The sequence below is a fragment of the Methylomonas sp. BG-2 genome, assembly GCF_057766305.1.
The window spans coordinates 1-13,450 of record NZ_JBYMAP010000117.1 but is presented as its reverse complement, the minus strand read 5'-3'; the positions used below and the strand labels follow the sequence as shown (position 1 = coordinate 13,450).

Genomic DNA, 13,450 nt, shown 5'->3' with positions numbered 1-13,450 from the left:
TTTGAGGCCAAATAGCCGTTTGCTAAACGACTTGACTAAGTCTGAAAACAAGCTTTCGCACATTACCTTGTATTCTTATCGGACACCATTTGATGCGATGATTGTGCCGTCCAACAGTTCTGATTGGTCGATTGCTGAGAACATAAAAACAAATGCGTTACTCCATAATTTTATGTTAAAGGATCGAATAGTCTGTGAGCACATAGCAAGGCAACTGTCAGTTCTTAGGATGGACTGAAAGTAACGAGGCCTATCAACCCCCTTGCCGATGGGCTTTGTTCTGCCTGCCCATCCTACCTTAATATTTAGACATGGATACACTGATCGCTCGTTTAACCGCCGGCCTTGCAGATCTCTCGCTAACCCTTTCCGAGTTGCAAATCGCCAGCCTGCTTGCCTTCATTAGGCTCATTGAAAAATGGAACAAGGCTTATAATCTGACCGCCGTGCGCGATCCGTTGGAGATGGTCAACCTGCATCTACTCGACAGCTTGGCGATTTTGCCGCATTTAAAACCGACCCGAATCGCCGACATCGGCACCGGCGCCGGCTTGCCGGGGATTCCACTGGCGATTTGCCGGCCGGATTGTCGGTTTACGCTAGTCGATGCCAATTCCAAGAAAACCCGTTTCGTCCGGCAGGCCGCGTTGGAGCTGAAGCTGGACAATGTCGAGGTCGTGCATGCGCGGGTCGAGCAATGGGCGCCGGATACCGGATTCGATGCGGTGTTGACCCGCGCCTTCGCTTCGCTGCCCGACATTGTCGCCCTGACCGGCCATTTGCTGGCCGAGGACGGCATTCTGTTGGCGATGAAGGGCCAAGATCCGCTCGACGAACTGGCGGGAATCGACGCCGACTTTCAACTGATGCCGCTGACGGTGCCCGGCATAGCCGCCGAGCGCTGTCTGATTCGGATACAAGGACTCAAGCATGGCTAAGATTATCGCGATCACCAATCAAAAAGGCGGGGTCGGCAAGACCACGACCAGCGTCAATCTGGCGGCGGCCTTGGCTGCTACCAAGCGCAAAGTGTTGTTGATCGACCTCGACCCGCAAGGCAACGCGGCGATGGGCTGCGGCGTGAATAAGGACGAGCTGGAATATTCCAGTTGCGAATTGCTGCTGGAAGAGGTGCCGGTCTCCGGCATTATTCTGAAAAACAAACAACTGGGTTTCGACCTGATTCCCGGCAACGCCGACTTGACCGCCGCCGAAGTCAAATTGATGGGTGCTCAGCACCGCGAGCGGCGGCTGGCCGATGCCTTGTTGCCGGTCAAGGACCAGTACGATTACATTCTGATCGACTGCCCGCCGTCCTTGAACATGTTGACGCTGAACGCCATGGTGGCCGCCCACAGCGTGTTGATTCCGATGCAGTGCGAGTATTATTCGCTGGAAGGCTTGTCGTCGCTGATGTCCACGTTGCGCAATATCCGCGACAGTGTCAATCCCGGCCTGCATCTGGAAGGCATTTTGCGCACCATGGTCGACAATCGCAGCCGGCTGGGCAAGGACGTTTCCGACCAGTTGATCGAGTATTTCGGCGACAAGGTGTTCAGGACCACGATACCCCGGAATATTAGGCTGGCCGAAGCACCGAGCCACGGCGTGCCGGTACTGACCTACGATAAGGCTTCGCGCGGCGCGGTGGCCTATATCGCGCTGGCCGGCGAACTGATACGAAAACACAAGGCTGCCAAATCATGATGCAAAAAAAACGCGGGTTAGGGCGGGGATTGAGCGAGCTGCTGGGCGACGTGGTGTCGCCGCCGGCGCATGCCGAAAAGCCGCAGGATGTGCAAAAGCTGCCTATTGAGTTCCTGCAGCGTGGGAAATACCAGCCGCGCCGGGATATGGACCCGGAAAAATTGAAGGAGTTGTCGGATTCGATTGCGGCCCAAGGCATTATTCAGCCGATCGTCGTGCGCAAAACCGATGGTGAAAAATACGAGATCATCGCCGGCGAACGCCGCTGGCGCGCCGCGCAATTGGCGGAATTGGCCGAGGTGCCGGTGATCGTCAAGGACATCGACGACCGCTCGGTGATGGCGGTGGCCTTGATCGAGAACATTCAACGCGAGGATCTGAATGCGCTGGAGGAAGCCGAGGCCTTGCATCGCTTGCTCGACGAATTCGAATTGACGCATCAGCAGATCGCCGAATCGGTCGGCAAGTCCCGGACAACGGTGACGAATTTGCTGCGCCTTCTCGATCTGGCCGGCGAGGTCAAAACCATGCTGGCGCGCGGCCAGTTGGAGATGGGGCACGCCCGGGCCTTGTTGGGCTTGGATGAAGCCAAGCAAGTGGACATCGCCAATAAGGCCATCAAACAACATCTAACCGTGCGCGCCGTCGAGAAATTGGTCAGGGAGCTGCATGAGGAAAAACCGGCGCAGCCTGCCCGAAAAACGGACCCCGACACATTACGGTTGCAACGCGAGTTGTCCGAACGCACCGGAGCCAAGGTCGAGATCAACCACCAAAGCAATGGCAAGGGCAAGCTGGTGATCAATTACGCCAGTCTGGAAGAGCTTGAAGGCATTATCGGCCGGATACGCTGACCGCGTTGCAAGCGCGGTGTTACACCTTTTCGAAAGGCGCTCCGTTTATTGGCTCCGACGCGCTCGCCCGAATGGAGAGCAATCATCGCTTGGGTCGGATTAATTCGGCCGCTCGATTCTCGTAAGCGAAGGCCGGAGTGTCGGGCTTACGCCATTGAGCCGGTCCAATTGTCGGGTTCGCAACAAGATTGGTGTCGAAATCGGCAGTAAAACCGCGATATTCTCGCTGGCACGGCTGTTGCTTATACTCCGAAAACCTGAAATCACAGAAGATTGTTGTGGTTTATGGGCCGGTTGAAACGGGGCTTCCCAAGCCCTTACCTTGCTTTAGCGGGTGGGGCTGGATATAATCCCTCGGCTTAAAAGAAAAGGGGAAGCGGATGGCAGTTGGAAACATGTTTTCTACTGTCGGAAAAGTCTTGCTTGGACAGGTCCTGATGGCCACGTTGGTGGCATCGGGATTTTTATTGATGGGCGCTTGGAAATCCGCGTTATCGGCATTGCTGGGCGGCTTGGTAGCATTGATACCGAATCTGTATTTTGCCTACCGCCTGCATCTCGTCAGGCATGCCGGCGCAAGAAAAGTCGTGAATGCCTTTTACTCGGGCGAAACGATTAAGTTGGCCTTGACGGCGGCTTTGTTCATCCTGGCGTTACAGATTCCCGCCGTCGATTTCTTGATACTGCTCTTAGGTTACACTGCGGTATTATCGGTATTTTGGTTTGCGCTGCTAACGTGGCGTATTTAGATTTTTGCGAGGAAAAATGGCTAGTGAAGGTGGCGCGACGGGTTATATAGTCCATCACTTGACTCCGCTGTCGGTTGGCGAGGGTTTTTGGGCTCTGCATCTCGATACTCTGTTTTTTTCGGCCGTATTGGGCGGTTTATTTCTGGGCTTTTTTAAGACCGTGGCCGGTAAGGCAACCACCGGCGTGCCTGGCTTGGCGCAAAATTTCGCCGAGATGTTGATCGAGTTCGTTGATACCCAGGTTAAGGATACGTTTCACGGCCGCAGCAAATTGATCGCGCCGTTGGCCTTGACGATTTTCTGTTGGGTGTTTCTGTGGAATGCGATGGATATGCTGCCGGTCGATTTGTTGCCGATGCTGGGCGGCTGGATGGGTATCAGTTACTTGCGCGTCGTACCGAGTACCGATTTGAACGGCACCTTCGCACTGTCGCTGAGTGTGTTCGTATTGATCTTCTTCTATAGCATCAAGATCAAGGGCGTATGGGGCTTTATCAAGGAATTCACGCTGACGCCTTTCCATCATCCGGTCATGATTCCGTTCAACCTGATTCTGAAAACCGTTGAAGAATTGGCCAAGCCGATTTCTCTGGGTTTGCGGTTGTTCGGTAACCTGTATGCCGGCGAATTGATCTTCATTCTGATAGCGTTGCTGCCGCCGGCGATACAACCCATCCTGGGTTTCCCTTGGGCGGTGTTCCACATTCTGGTCATCACGCTGCAAGCCTTCATCTTCATGGTCCTGACTATCGTTTATCTGAGTCTGGCCCACGAAGACCACTAATTCATTCACTTTATAACTACTTACCTTTTATTAGGAGACACTATGGAAATCGCATCATTAATTGCCAATGTTCAAGCCTCTACCGCAATCGCAGTGGGCATCATCCTGGGCTTGGCCGCCATTGGCACCGCGATTGGTTTCGGTCTGTTGGGCGGTAAATTTTTGGAAGCCGCCGCTCGCCAACCTGAATTGGTGCCGATGTTGCAAGGCAAAATGTTCTTGATCGCCGGTCTGTTGGACGCGGTAGCGATGATCGGTGTGGGTCTGGCGTTGATGTTGGCGTTCGCAAACCCGTTCCTGGCGGCCGTTCAAGCGGTTGCCGGCTAATTGCAAGATTGTCGATCGGGGTTGCGGCTTAGCCTTACCTCAATAATCAATCGGGCAACGGTATAACGAGGAACATTCATGAGTATCAATCTAACCCTAATCGGGCAGATGATTACCTTCGCGCTTCTGGTGTGGTTCACCGAGAAGTACGTCTGGTCATACCTATTGGGCGTTTTGGAAGAGCGCAGAAAAAAGATCGCCGAAGGATTGGCGGCGGCCGAGAGAGGCCAGGAAGAAATCAAACTGGCTGAGAAAAAAGCCAAATCCATCTTAAAAGAAGCCAAGGAGCAGTCTTCCGAGATTGTCGGCGCCGCTCAAAAGCGTGCCAACCAGTTGGTGGAAGATGCCAAGGACCAAGCCAAAAAAGAAGGCGAACGCCTACTGGAAGCGGCCAAGGCCCAAATCGAGCAAGAATTGCTGCAAGCCAGGGAAAGTCTGCGTAAGGAAGTTTCCTCGTTGGCATTGCGCGCGGCCGAACAGATATTGAAGGAAGAAATCGACAAGGCCAAGCATCAGGATATTCTCAGCAAAGCAGCGGACCAATTGGGTTAGGCCATGGCTGAGTTAGCGACACTAGCAAGACCTTATGCCGAAGCTGTGTTCAAGCGTGCCAAGGAGGGCGGCGCTGTCGCCGCGTGGTCCGATTCGTTGGCTTTTTTGTCGTTGGCGCTGCGAGATCCAGGCCTGTCCGACATTTTGAATAACCCCAGAGTGGGTAAACAGAACATTACGAACCTGGTTTTCGACATTTGCGGAGACCATGTTCTGGATGAAGCGAAAAATCTGATCAAGATACTGATAGACAACGACAAGCTGTCGCTGTTGCCGCAAATCGCGACAATGTTCGAACAGCACAAAGCCGATGATGAAGGCTATGTCAATGTCGACTTGTACAGTGCATACGCGTTGACCAAGGCCGAGCAAGGCAAATACGTCGCCATGCTTGAAAAAGTCTTGAACAAAAAAGTCAACGCTGCCGTTTCTGTCGATAAATCGTTAATTGGGGGCATACTCGCCAGAGCCGGCGATAAAGTCATCGACGGTTCCATCAGAGGCCAGCTTCATCAATTAGCCAAAAGACTTTAAGAGTTAGAGCGGGAAAATAACATGCAATTGAATCCATCAGAAATCAGTGATCTGATCAAGAAGAAGATCGAAAACTTCGACGCCCACCTCGAAGCCCATACCGAAGGTACCGTGGTCAGTGTAACCGACGGTATCGTCAGGGTTCACGGATTGTCGGAAGTAATGCAAGGCGAAATGCTCGAATTTCCCGGCGGCTCTTACGGCATGGCATTGAACTTGGAACGCGATTCCGTCGGTGTGGTCATGTTGGGTGGCTACCAAGACATCACCGAAGGCGACACCGTCAAATGCACTGGCCGGATTTTGGAAGTACCGGTTGGGGACGCGCTGTTGGGCCGCGTGGTCGATGCGTTGGGTAATCCGATCGACGGCAAGGGCCCGATCGACACCGCATTTAGTTCGCCGATCGAAAAAATCGCGCCGGGCGTTATTGCCCGCCAATCGGTGGATCAACCGGTGCAAATCGGTTTGAAAGCGATCGACTCCATGATTCCGGTCGGCCGCGGCCAACGGGAGCTGATCATCGGCGACCGCCAAACCGGTAAAACCGCGATTGCCGTCGACGCGATCATCAATCAAAAAGGTACCGGCATTAAATGTATCTACGTTGCGATCGGGCAAAAACGCTCGTCGATCGCCAACGTCGTGCGCAAACTGGAAGAGCATGGCGCGATGGAACATACCATCATCGTGGTCGCATCCGCATCAGAATCCGCCGCGTTGCAATTCATCGCACCCTACACTGGCTGCTCGATGGGCGAATACTTCCGCGACAAAGGCGAAGACGCGCTGATCATTTACGACGATTTGACCAAGCAAGCTTGGGCTTATCGCCAAATTTCGCTGCTGTTGCGCCGCCCGCCAGGACGCGAAGCTTACCCCGGCGACGTGTTCTATATTCACTCGCGCTTGTTGGAGCGCGCGGCCCGCATCAATGCGGCCGAGGTCGAGAAATTGACCGGCGGTAAGGTGCAAGGTAAAACCGGTTCCTTGACTGCTCTGCCTATCATCGAAACCCAAGGCGGCGACGTGTCGGCCTTCGTTCCGACCAACGTGATTTCGATCACCGACGGCCAGATCTTTTTGGAGACCGGTTTGTTCAACTCCGGTATTCGCCCGGCGGTTAACGCCGGTCTGTCGGTATCTCGAGTCGGTGGTGCCGCTCAGACCAAGATCATCAAAAAGCTGGGTGGCGGTATTCGTCTCGACTTGGCGCAGTTCCGCGAATTGGCGGCCTTCGCGCAGTTCGCGTCGGACTTGGATGAAAGCACTCGCAAACAAATCGAGCGTGGTCAACGCGTCACCGAGTTGATGAAACAAAACCAATACGCGCCAATGTCGGTCGCTGAAATGGGTGTTTCGTTGTACGCCGCGAATTCCGGTTTCCTGGATAGTTTGGAAGTCAAGCAAGTTCGTGCCTTCGAAGCCGCGTTGCTGGATTTCATGCGTAACGAAGAGTCCGCGCTGATGGCGAAAATCAACGAGAAAGGCGACTACAACGACGAAATTCAAAAAGGCATCCACAGCGCCATCGAGCGTTTCGTCAAGACCGGTAGCTGGTAAAGGGTCCGCACATGGCTGTTGGCAAAGAGATACGTACCAAGATCGCGAGTATCAAAAATACTCAGAAGATCACCCGAGCCATGGAAATGGTGGCGGCGAGCAAAATGCGGAAAACCAAGGACCGCATGCAAGCGACCCGGCCTTACGCAAAAAAAATTGGTCAGATCATTCGACATCTGGCCTATGCCAATCCGGAATATAAGCATCCGTTCCTGATCGAGCGCGGGGTGAAGAGGGTAGGCATTATCGTGGTCAGTTCCGACCGCGGATTGTGCGGCGGTCTGAACGCTAACTTGTTCAGGAAGATATTGGTCGAAATGCAGCAATGGCGCGCTAACGGCATCGAAGTTGATGTGTGTGCGATCGGCGGCAAAGCGGCGATGTTTTTCAACCTGCTCAATGCCAACCTGATCGGTCAGGCCACCAAGCTCGGCGACACGCCGCACCAAACCGACATCATCGGAACGGTGAAAGTAATGCTGGATGCCTACGAAGCGGGCCGGATCGATCAACTGTTTTTGATCAGCAACGACTTCGTCAACACCATGACGCAGAAGCCGGTCCTGCAACAACTGCTGCCGGTGCAAGTCGGCGAACTGGAACCGGCGTTGTCCGGCCATTGGGATTATTTGTACGAGCCCAATGCCAAGGACGTTCTGGACAGTTTACTGATACGTTACGTCGAATCCACGGTGTTCCAAGGTTTGGTGGAAAACAACGCCTGCGAGCAGGCCGCCCGGATGGTGGCGATGAAGAGTGCTTCCGACAATGCCGGAAACATCATCAAGGAATTGCAACTGGTGTACAACAAAGCCAGACAGGCCGCCATCACGCAGGAAATTTCCGAGATCGTTGCCGGTGCATCCGCCGTTTAGGCCTTTCAAGACAAGTTTAGATAGATTTTTAAAGAGGACGACATAATGAGTTTGGGTAAAATCGTTCAGATCATCGGAGCGGTCGTCGACGTGGAATTTCCACGCGAAAACCTGCCGAAAGTATACGACGCTTTGAATGTTGAAGGCGGTCTGGTTCTGGAAGTCCAACAACAGTTGGGCGACGGCGTGGTTCGCACGATTGCGATGGGTTCGACCGACGGTCTGAAACGCGGCGCCGGCGTCAGCAACACCGGTGAAGCGATCAAGGTGCCGGTTGGTCAAGCCACGCTGGGCCGTATCATGAACGTCCTCGGCGATGCCATCGACGAAAAAGGGCCTATCGGCGAGAAAGAAAAATGGGTTATCCACCGCGATGCGCCCTCTTACGCCGATCAAGCGCCAGCGAATGAGTTGCTGGAAACCGGCATCAAGGTGATCGACTTGGTTTGCCCGTTCGCGAAAGGTGGTAAAGTCGGCCTGTTCGGCGGCGCGGGTGTCGGCAAAACCGTCAACATGATGGAATTGATCCGTAACATCGCGATCGAGCACAGCGGTTATTCGGTATTCGCCGGCGTCGGTGAGCGGACTCGGGAAGGTAACGACTTTTACCACGAGATGACCGATTCCAACGTTATCGACAAGGTATCCCTGGTGTACGGCCAGATGAACGAGCCACCGGGAAACCGTTTGCGCGTCGCGTTGACCGGTTTGACGATGGCGGAATATTTCCGCGACGAAGGCCGTGACGTATTGTTCTTCGTCGACAACATCTACCGTTATACCCTGGCCGGTACCGAAGTATCGGCGCTGTTGGGCCGTATGCCTTCCGCGGTAGGTTACCAGCCGACCCTGGCCGAGGAGATGGGTGTTCTGCAAGAGCGGATTACCTCGACCAAAACCGGTTCCATTACCTCGATTCAAGCCGTATACGTACCGGCCGACGACTTGACCGACCCGTCGCCAGCCACCACCTTCGCCCACTTGGACGCGACCGTGGTACTGTCTCGTCAAATCGCCGAGTTGGGTATTTATCCGGCGATTGATCCGCTGGACTCCACCAGCCGCCAGCTCGATCCTTTGGTTATCGGTCAAGAACATTACGAAACCGCCCGGACCGTGCAAGGTATCCTGCAACGCTATAAAGAGTTGCGCGACATCATCGCCATCTTGGGTATGGACGAATTGTCCGAGGAAGATAAACTGACGGTAGCCCGCGCGCGTAAAGTGCAACGCTTCCTGTCGCAACCTTTCTTCGTCGCGGAGGTATTTACCGGTTCGCCGGGCAAATACGTGTCCTTAAAAGACACTATCGCCGGCTTCAAAGGCATTATCAGCGGCGAATACGACAGTTTGCCCGAACAAGCTTTTTATATGGTGGGAACAATCGACGAAGCCATCGAAAAAGCCAAAAACATGTAACTCGGCATAGGAGGGTTCGATCATGGTAATGACCATCCATGTAGACATAGTCAGCGCCGAGCAGGAAATCTATTCCGGTTTGGCGGAAATGTTGTTCGCGCCGGCCGAAATGGGCGACGTCGGTATCGCGGCGCGGCACGCGCCGCTGATCACCAAATTGAAACCCGGCGAAGTCAGGGTGAAGGTCAGCGAAAAGGAGCAGCACGCGTTTTATATTACCGGCGGCTTCCTGGAAGTGCAGCCGCATGTTGCCACGGTACTGGCCGACACCGCGATTCGGGCCAAGGACATCGACGAAGCCGCCGCCTTGCAAGCCAAGGCCAAAGCCGAGGAAATGCTGGCCGACAAGAGCGGTAAAATCGATTACGCCATCGCACAGGCCGAACTGGCCGACGCGGTCATGAAGCTACGGACTTTGGATAGATTAAGAAAACGTGGCGCGTAAGCTCGGAATCGCGTAAAAATACAGCCCGATGGTGCTAGACGCCATCGGGCTTTTTTGTTTTAGGAATCACGATGTCGATAAAAACCATAATACTCGCCGCCGGCCAAGGTACGCGGATGCGTTCGGCTCGGCCCAAAGTGCTGCACGAAATCGCCAACCGGGCATTGCTGGAGCACGTTTACCAAACCAGCCGCGCGCTGGATGACAACCAAATCTTTATCGTTTATGGCCATGGCGGCGAAACGGTAAAACAGGCCCTGAGTGCGCTGGATGCCACCTGGATAGAGCAAAAGCAGCAGCTCGGCACCGGCCACGCGGTGCAGCAAGCGATAGACTACGTCGAGGACGGCGATACCGTCTTGATTCTGTATGGCGACGTACCGCTGCTGAAAACCCAGACGATACAAACCCTGCTGCGCAAGGTCAGTCTGACCTCGCTGGCGCTGCTAACGGTAACCTTAGACGACCCGACCGGCTACGGCCGCATCGTCCGCGACAAGGACCATGCGGTCATTAAGATCGTCGAACAAAAGGACGCCAACGAAGCCGAGTTGCAAATCAATGAAGGCAATACCGGCATTCTGGCCTGCAAGGGCAGCCAACTCAAGCAATGGCTGGCCAGGCTGTCCAACAACAACGCCCAGAATGAATACTATCTGACCGACATCATCGAGATGGCGGTCGACGACGGTTTGACGATAGAAACCAGTCAGGCCGCCAGCGCCGAAGAGGTCTTGGGCGTCAACAACCGCGCCCAACTCGCCCACTTGGAACGGGTTTACCAACGCGAACAAGCGCAGGCGCTGATGGAAAAAGGCGTGACCTTGCGCGATCCGGCCCGTCTCGATATACGCGGCAGTTTCGCCGAGCTGGGTCAAGACATCGACATCGACATCAACGTGATCTTCGAAGGCAGCAATCGCATCGCGAATAACGTCAAAATCGGCGCCAATTGCGTCATCAAGAACGCGACGATAGGCGAAGGCGTCGAAATTCTGCCGAACAGCGTCATCGAAGACGCTACCGTTGGCGCTGGCAGCCGAATCGGTCCGTTCGCCCGCCTGCGGCCGCAAACTCGATTGGCGGAACAGGTGCATATCGGCAATTTCGTCGAAATCAAAAAAGCGGATGTCGGCGTCGGTAGCAAGATCAACCATTTGAGCTATATTGGCGACAGTGAAATCGGCGCCAAGGTCAATGTCGGCGCCGGTACCATCACCTGCAACTATGACGGCGTCAATAAATTCAAGACCATTATCGAAGACGGCGCCTTCATCGGCTCGGACACCCAATTGGTGGCGCCGGTGACGGTCGGTAAAAACGCCACGATCGGGGCGGGCTCGACCATCACCAAAGACGCGCCGGCTGAGCAATTAACCCTAAGTCGGACCAAGCAAGCCAGTATTCCCGGCTGGCAACGCCCCACCAAAATGGCGGAAACTGTACCCGACAACACTCAATACTCGCATCCTAGCAAGTCGGAGAAATAAACTATGTGTGGCATCGTCGCGGGCGTCGCCCAGCGCAACGTGGTTCCGATTCTGATCGAAGGCTTGAAGCGCCTGGAATACCGGGGATATGATTCAGCCGGTCTGGCCGTCATCAACGGCGGCGAAATCTTTCGCAAGCGCGAACTGGGCAAGGTTAAAGGCTTGGAAGCTCTGATCGGCGCCGATCCAATCGAAGGCCGCATCGGCATCGCCCACACCCGCTGGGCTACCCACGGCAAACCCAGTACCCGCAACGCCCATCCTCACGTCAGCAAGGATCGGGTCGCGGTGGTGCATAACGGCATCATCGAAAACCATGACCATCTGCGTACCGCGCTGCAGGAAAACGGCTACATCTTTACGTCCGAAACCGATACCGAAGTCATCGTCCACAAGGTTGCCGAAGAACTGAAAGCGGCCGACAGCCTGTTCGATGCGGTCGGAAAAACCGTCAAAAGCCTGCGTGGCGCCTACGCGCTGGGTGTGATCGACAGCGAACAACCCGATGTACTGGTCGCCTGCCGCAAGGGTAGTCCGTTGGTGATCGGCATCGGCATCGGCGAATACTTCATCGCTTCCGACATCGCCGCGTTGCTACCGGTCACCCAACGCTTCATCTTCCTGGAAGACGGCGACATAGCCGAGTTGACCATCAACGGCGTGACCATCTTCGACGAAGCCGGCCGCCGCGTGGTCCGCCCGGTCATCGAAAGCCAACTGAAGGCCGACTCGGTGGATAAGGGTAAATACCGCCACTACATGCTCAAGGAAATCTACGAGCAAGCCTGGGCGGTGTCGGAAACCCTGGAAGGCCGCTTCATCGACAACCGCTTGCAGGACAACGCCTTCGGCCACAACGCCGCCGAGGTGTTCGACCAAATCAAATCGGTGCTGATCCTGGCTTGCGGCACAAGTTACCACGCCGGCATGGTCGCCCGCTACTGGTTCGAAAAATACGCCCGCGTCCCCTGCTCTATCGAAATCGCCAGCGAATTCCGCTACCGCAACCCGGTCGTCGCGCCGGATACGCTGGTCGTCACCATTTCCCAGTCCGGCGAAACCGCCGACACCTTGGCCGCGTTGCAGGAAGCCAAAAAACTCGGCGTAAAACATTCGCTGGTGATTTGCAACGCCCCGGAAAGCTCGCTGGTGCGCGAATCTGACCTAGTGCTGATGACGCGCGCCGGCCCGGAAATCGGCGTGGCCTCGACCAAGGCCTTTACCACACAATTAGTAGCGCTGCTGATGCTGATCATCGCGGTCGGCCGCCGCTTCGAACTGAGCGCCGACCAAGAAGAGCACATCGTCTCGCAACTGTTCGCGTTGCCCGGCAACATCGAAAAAGTGCTGAAGCTGGACAATGCTATCGAGCTGCTGTCGCAGCGTTTCGCCGATAAGCACAATGCGCTGTTCCTCGGCCGCGGCACCCATTACCCGATCGCGATGGAAGGGGCCTTGAAACTGAAGGAGATTTCCTACATTCACGCCGAGGCCTATCCGGCCGGCGAATTGAAGCACGGCCCGCTGGCCTTGATCGACGCCGAAATGCCGGTGGTCACGGTCGCGCCCAATAACAACCTGCTGGAAAAGCTCAAATCCAACATCCAGGAAGTCAGCGCCCGCGGCGGCCAATTGATCGTATTCATGGACGAAGACTTGGCCGAAAGCGACACCGCCGACGAAAACGTGCAAATCGTCAAAATGCCCAGCGTCGCCAATGCCATTTCACCGATCATCTACACGATCCCGCTGCAACTGCTTTCGTATCACGTCGCCGTGCTAAAAGGCACCGACGTCGATCAACCCCGCAATCTGGCGAAGTCGGTGACGGTGGAATAGCGCGGATTTGACGAGAGGGATTTGGGGGAACCAGGGATTGAAATTAAGGGTTTGCCGATACGGGTTTCGGCAAACCCTTTTTAGCATCGGGTAATAGGCGGTTAAAGAGATAGGCCGGAATCGGCAGGATGGGAGAGACGTTAGTCGAAACCCCATCAGGCAATTGTTACTGAGGAAAAATGACTGAATATCGCCAATACCGGATACAAGGCGGCTGCTATTTCTTCACAGTTAATCTAGCGGAAAGAAAACGAACACCGCTAACCGGAAAGATCGAATATCTGTGGGAGTCATTCCGGGTTGTCAAAGATC

Annotated in this window: 14 protein-coding genes; all 14 read left to right on the top strand. The window is 54.9% G+C overall.

Annotation, left to right across the window (positions count from 1 at the left end):
- Positions 1-311: 311 nt before the first annotated feature.
- The 14 genes from rsmG to glmS all read left to right on the top strand — a co-directional run bounded on the left by rsmG (position 312) and on the right by glmS (position 13,138).
- Positions 312-938 carry a 16S rRNA (guanine(527)-N(7))-methyltransferase RsmG gene (gene rsmG, locus AC3B8H_RS12585; protein WP_488441916.1) on the top strand — a complete coding sequence of 209 codons (627 nt, stop codon included), beginning with the start codon at positions 312-314 and terminating at the stop codon, positions 936-938.
- Positions 931-1,707 (top strand): ParA family protein, encoded by a 777-nt coding sequence (locus AC3B8H_RS12580; RefSeq protein ID WP_488441915.1) that lies wholly within the window; start codon positions 931-933, stop codon positions 1,705-1,707. Before rsmG ends, AC3B8H_RS12580 begins: the two co-directional genes overlap by 8 nt.
- Positions 1,704-2,561 (top strand): ParB/RepB/Spo0J family partition protein, encoded by an 858-nt coding sequence (locus AC3B8H_RS12575; protein ID WP_488441914.1) that lies wholly within the window; start codon positions 1,704-1,706, stop codon positions 2,559-2,561. Before AC3B8H_RS12580 ends, AC3B8H_RS12575 begins: the two co-directional genes overlap by 4 nt.
- Before the next feature lie 419 nt (positions 2,562-2,980).
- Positions 2,981-3,310, top strand: coding sequence for an ATP synthase subunit I (locus tag AC3B8H_RS12570; RefSeq protein WP_488441913.1), 330 nt, complete (start codon positions 2,981-2,983; stop codon positions 3,308-3,310).
- 16 nt (positions 3,311-3,326) lie between these two features.
- On the top strand, positions 3,327-4,094 hold the full coding sequence (atpB, locus tag AC3B8H_RS12565; protein ID WP_488441912.1) for a F0F1 ATP synthase subunit A: 768 nt from the start codon (positions 3,327-3,329) through the stop codon (positions 4,092-4,094).
- Between the two features lie 42 nt (positions 4,095-4,136).
- Complete coding sequence (gene atpE / locus AC3B8H_RS12560; protein ID WP_064028301.1) at positions 4,137-4,421, top strand: F0F1 ATP synthase subunit C; 285 nt, start codon at positions 4,137-4,139, stop codon at positions 4,419-4,421.
- A 78-nt stretch (positions 4,422-4,499) separates the two neighbouring features.
- Positions 4,500-4,973: a F0F1 ATP synthase subunit B gene (locus tag AC3B8H_RS12555; RefSeq protein WP_488441911.1), complete on the top strand. Its 474-nt coding sequence runs from the start codon at positions 4,500-4,502 to the stop codon at positions 4,971-4,973.
- A 3-nt stretch (positions 4,974-4,976) separates the two neighbouring features.
- On the top strand, positions 4,977-5,507 hold the full coding sequence (locus AC3B8H_RS12550; RefSeq protein WP_488441910.1) for a F0F1 ATP synthase subunit delta: 531 nt from the start codon (positions 4,977-4,979) through the stop codon (positions 5,505-5,507).
- Positions 5,508-5,528: 21 nt separating this feature from the next.
- A complete protein-coding gene (gene atpA, locus AC3B8H_RS12545; protein WP_488441909.1) occupies positions 5,529-7,070 on the top strand; it encodes a F0F1 ATP synthase subunit alpha in 1,542 nt (513 codons plus the stop codon).
- A gap of 11 nt (positions 7,071-7,081) precedes the next feature.
- Positions 7,082-7,945 carry a F0F1 ATP synthase subunit gamma gene (gene atpG / locus AC3B8H_RS12540; RefSeq protein ID WP_488441908.1) on the top strand — a complete coding sequence of 288 codons (864 nt, stop codon included), beginning with the start codon at positions 7,082-7,084 and terminating at the stop codon, positions 7,943-7,945.
- 45 nt (positions 7,946-7,990) lie between these two features.
- Positions 7,991-9,364 (top strand): F0F1 ATP synthase subunit beta, encoded by a 1,374-nt coding sequence (gene atpD, locus AC3B8H_RS12535; protein WP_488441907.1) that lies wholly within the window; start codon positions 7,991-7,993, stop codon positions 9,362-9,364.
- A 22-nt stretch (positions 9,365-9,386) separates the two neighbouring features.
- Complete coding sequence (locus AC3B8H_RS12530; RefSeq protein ID WP_488441906.1) at positions 9,387-9,809, top strand: F0F1 ATP synthase subunit epsilon; 423 nt, start codon at positions 9,387-9,389, stop codon at positions 9,807-9,809.
- 71 nt (positions 9,810-9,880) lie between these two features.
- A complete protein-coding gene (gene glmU, locus AC3B8H_RS12525) occupies positions 9,881-11,299 on the top strand; it encodes a bifunctional UDP-N-acetylglucosamine diphosphorylase/glucosamine-1-phosphate N-acetyltransferase GlmU (RefSeq protein WP_488441905.1) in 1,419 nt (472 codons plus the stop codon).
- A gap of 3 nt (positions 11,300-11,302) precedes the next feature.
- On the top strand, positions 11,303-13,138 hold the full coding sequence (glmS, locus tag AC3B8H_RS12520) for a glutamine--fructose-6-phosphate transaminase (isomerizing) (protein ID WP_488441904.1): 1,836 nt from the start codon (positions 11,303-11,305) through the stop codon (positions 13,136-13,138).
- Positions 13,139-13,450 lie beyond the last annotated feature (312 nt).

Bases quoted from the DNA above. Each gene is read 5' to 3' on its own strand.
- glmU (WP_488441905.1), top strand. From the start codon at position 9,881: ATGTCGATAAAAACCATAATACTCGCCGCCGGCCAAGGTACGCGGATG.
- atpE (WP_064028301.1), top strand. From the start codon at position 4,137: ATGGAAATCGCATCATTAATTGCCAATGTTCAAGCCTCTACCGCAATC.
- glmS (WP_488441904.1), top strand. From the start codon at position 11,303: ATGTGTGGCATCGTCGCGGGCGTCGCCCAGCGCAACGTGGTTCCGATT.
- atpB (WP_488441912.1), top strand. From the start codon at position 3,327: ATGGCTAGTGAAGGTGGCGCGACGGGTTATATAGTCCATCACTTGACT.
- rsmG (WP_488441916.1), top strand. From the start codon at position 312: ATGGATACACTGATCGCTCGTTTAACCGCCGGCCTTGCAGATCTCTCG.
- AC3B8H_RS12555 (WP_488441911.1), top strand. From the start codon at position 4,500: ATGAGTATCAATCTAACCCTAATCGGGCAGATGATTACCTTCGCGCTT.
- AC3B8H_RS12575 (WP_488441914.1), top strand. From the start codon at position 1,704: ATGATGCAAAAAAAACGCGGGTTAGGGCGGGGATTGAGCGAGCTGCTG.
- AC3B8H_RS12580 (WP_488441915.1), top strand. From the start codon at position 931: ATGGCTAAGATTATCGCGATCACCAATCAAAAAGGCGGGGTCGGCAAG.
- atpD (WP_488441907.1), top strand. From the start codon at position 7,991: ATGAGTTTGGGTAAAATCGTTCAGATCATCGGAGCGGTCGTCGACGTG.
- AC3B8H_RS12550 (WP_488441910.1), top strand. From the start codon at position 4,977: ATGGCTGAGTTAGCGACACTAGCAAGACCTTATGCCGAAGCTGTGTTC.
- atpA (WP_488441909.1), top strand. From the start codon at position 5,529: ATGCAATTGAATCCATCAGAAATCAGTGATCTGATCAAGAAGAAGATC.
- AC3B8H_RS12530 (WP_488441906.1), top strand. From the start codon at position 9,387: ATGGTAATGACCATCCATGTAGACATAGTCAGCGCCGAGCAGGAAATC.
- atpG (WP_488441908.1), top strand. From the start codon at position 7,082: ATGGCTGTTGGCAAAGAGATACGTACCAAGATCGCGAGTATCAAAAAT.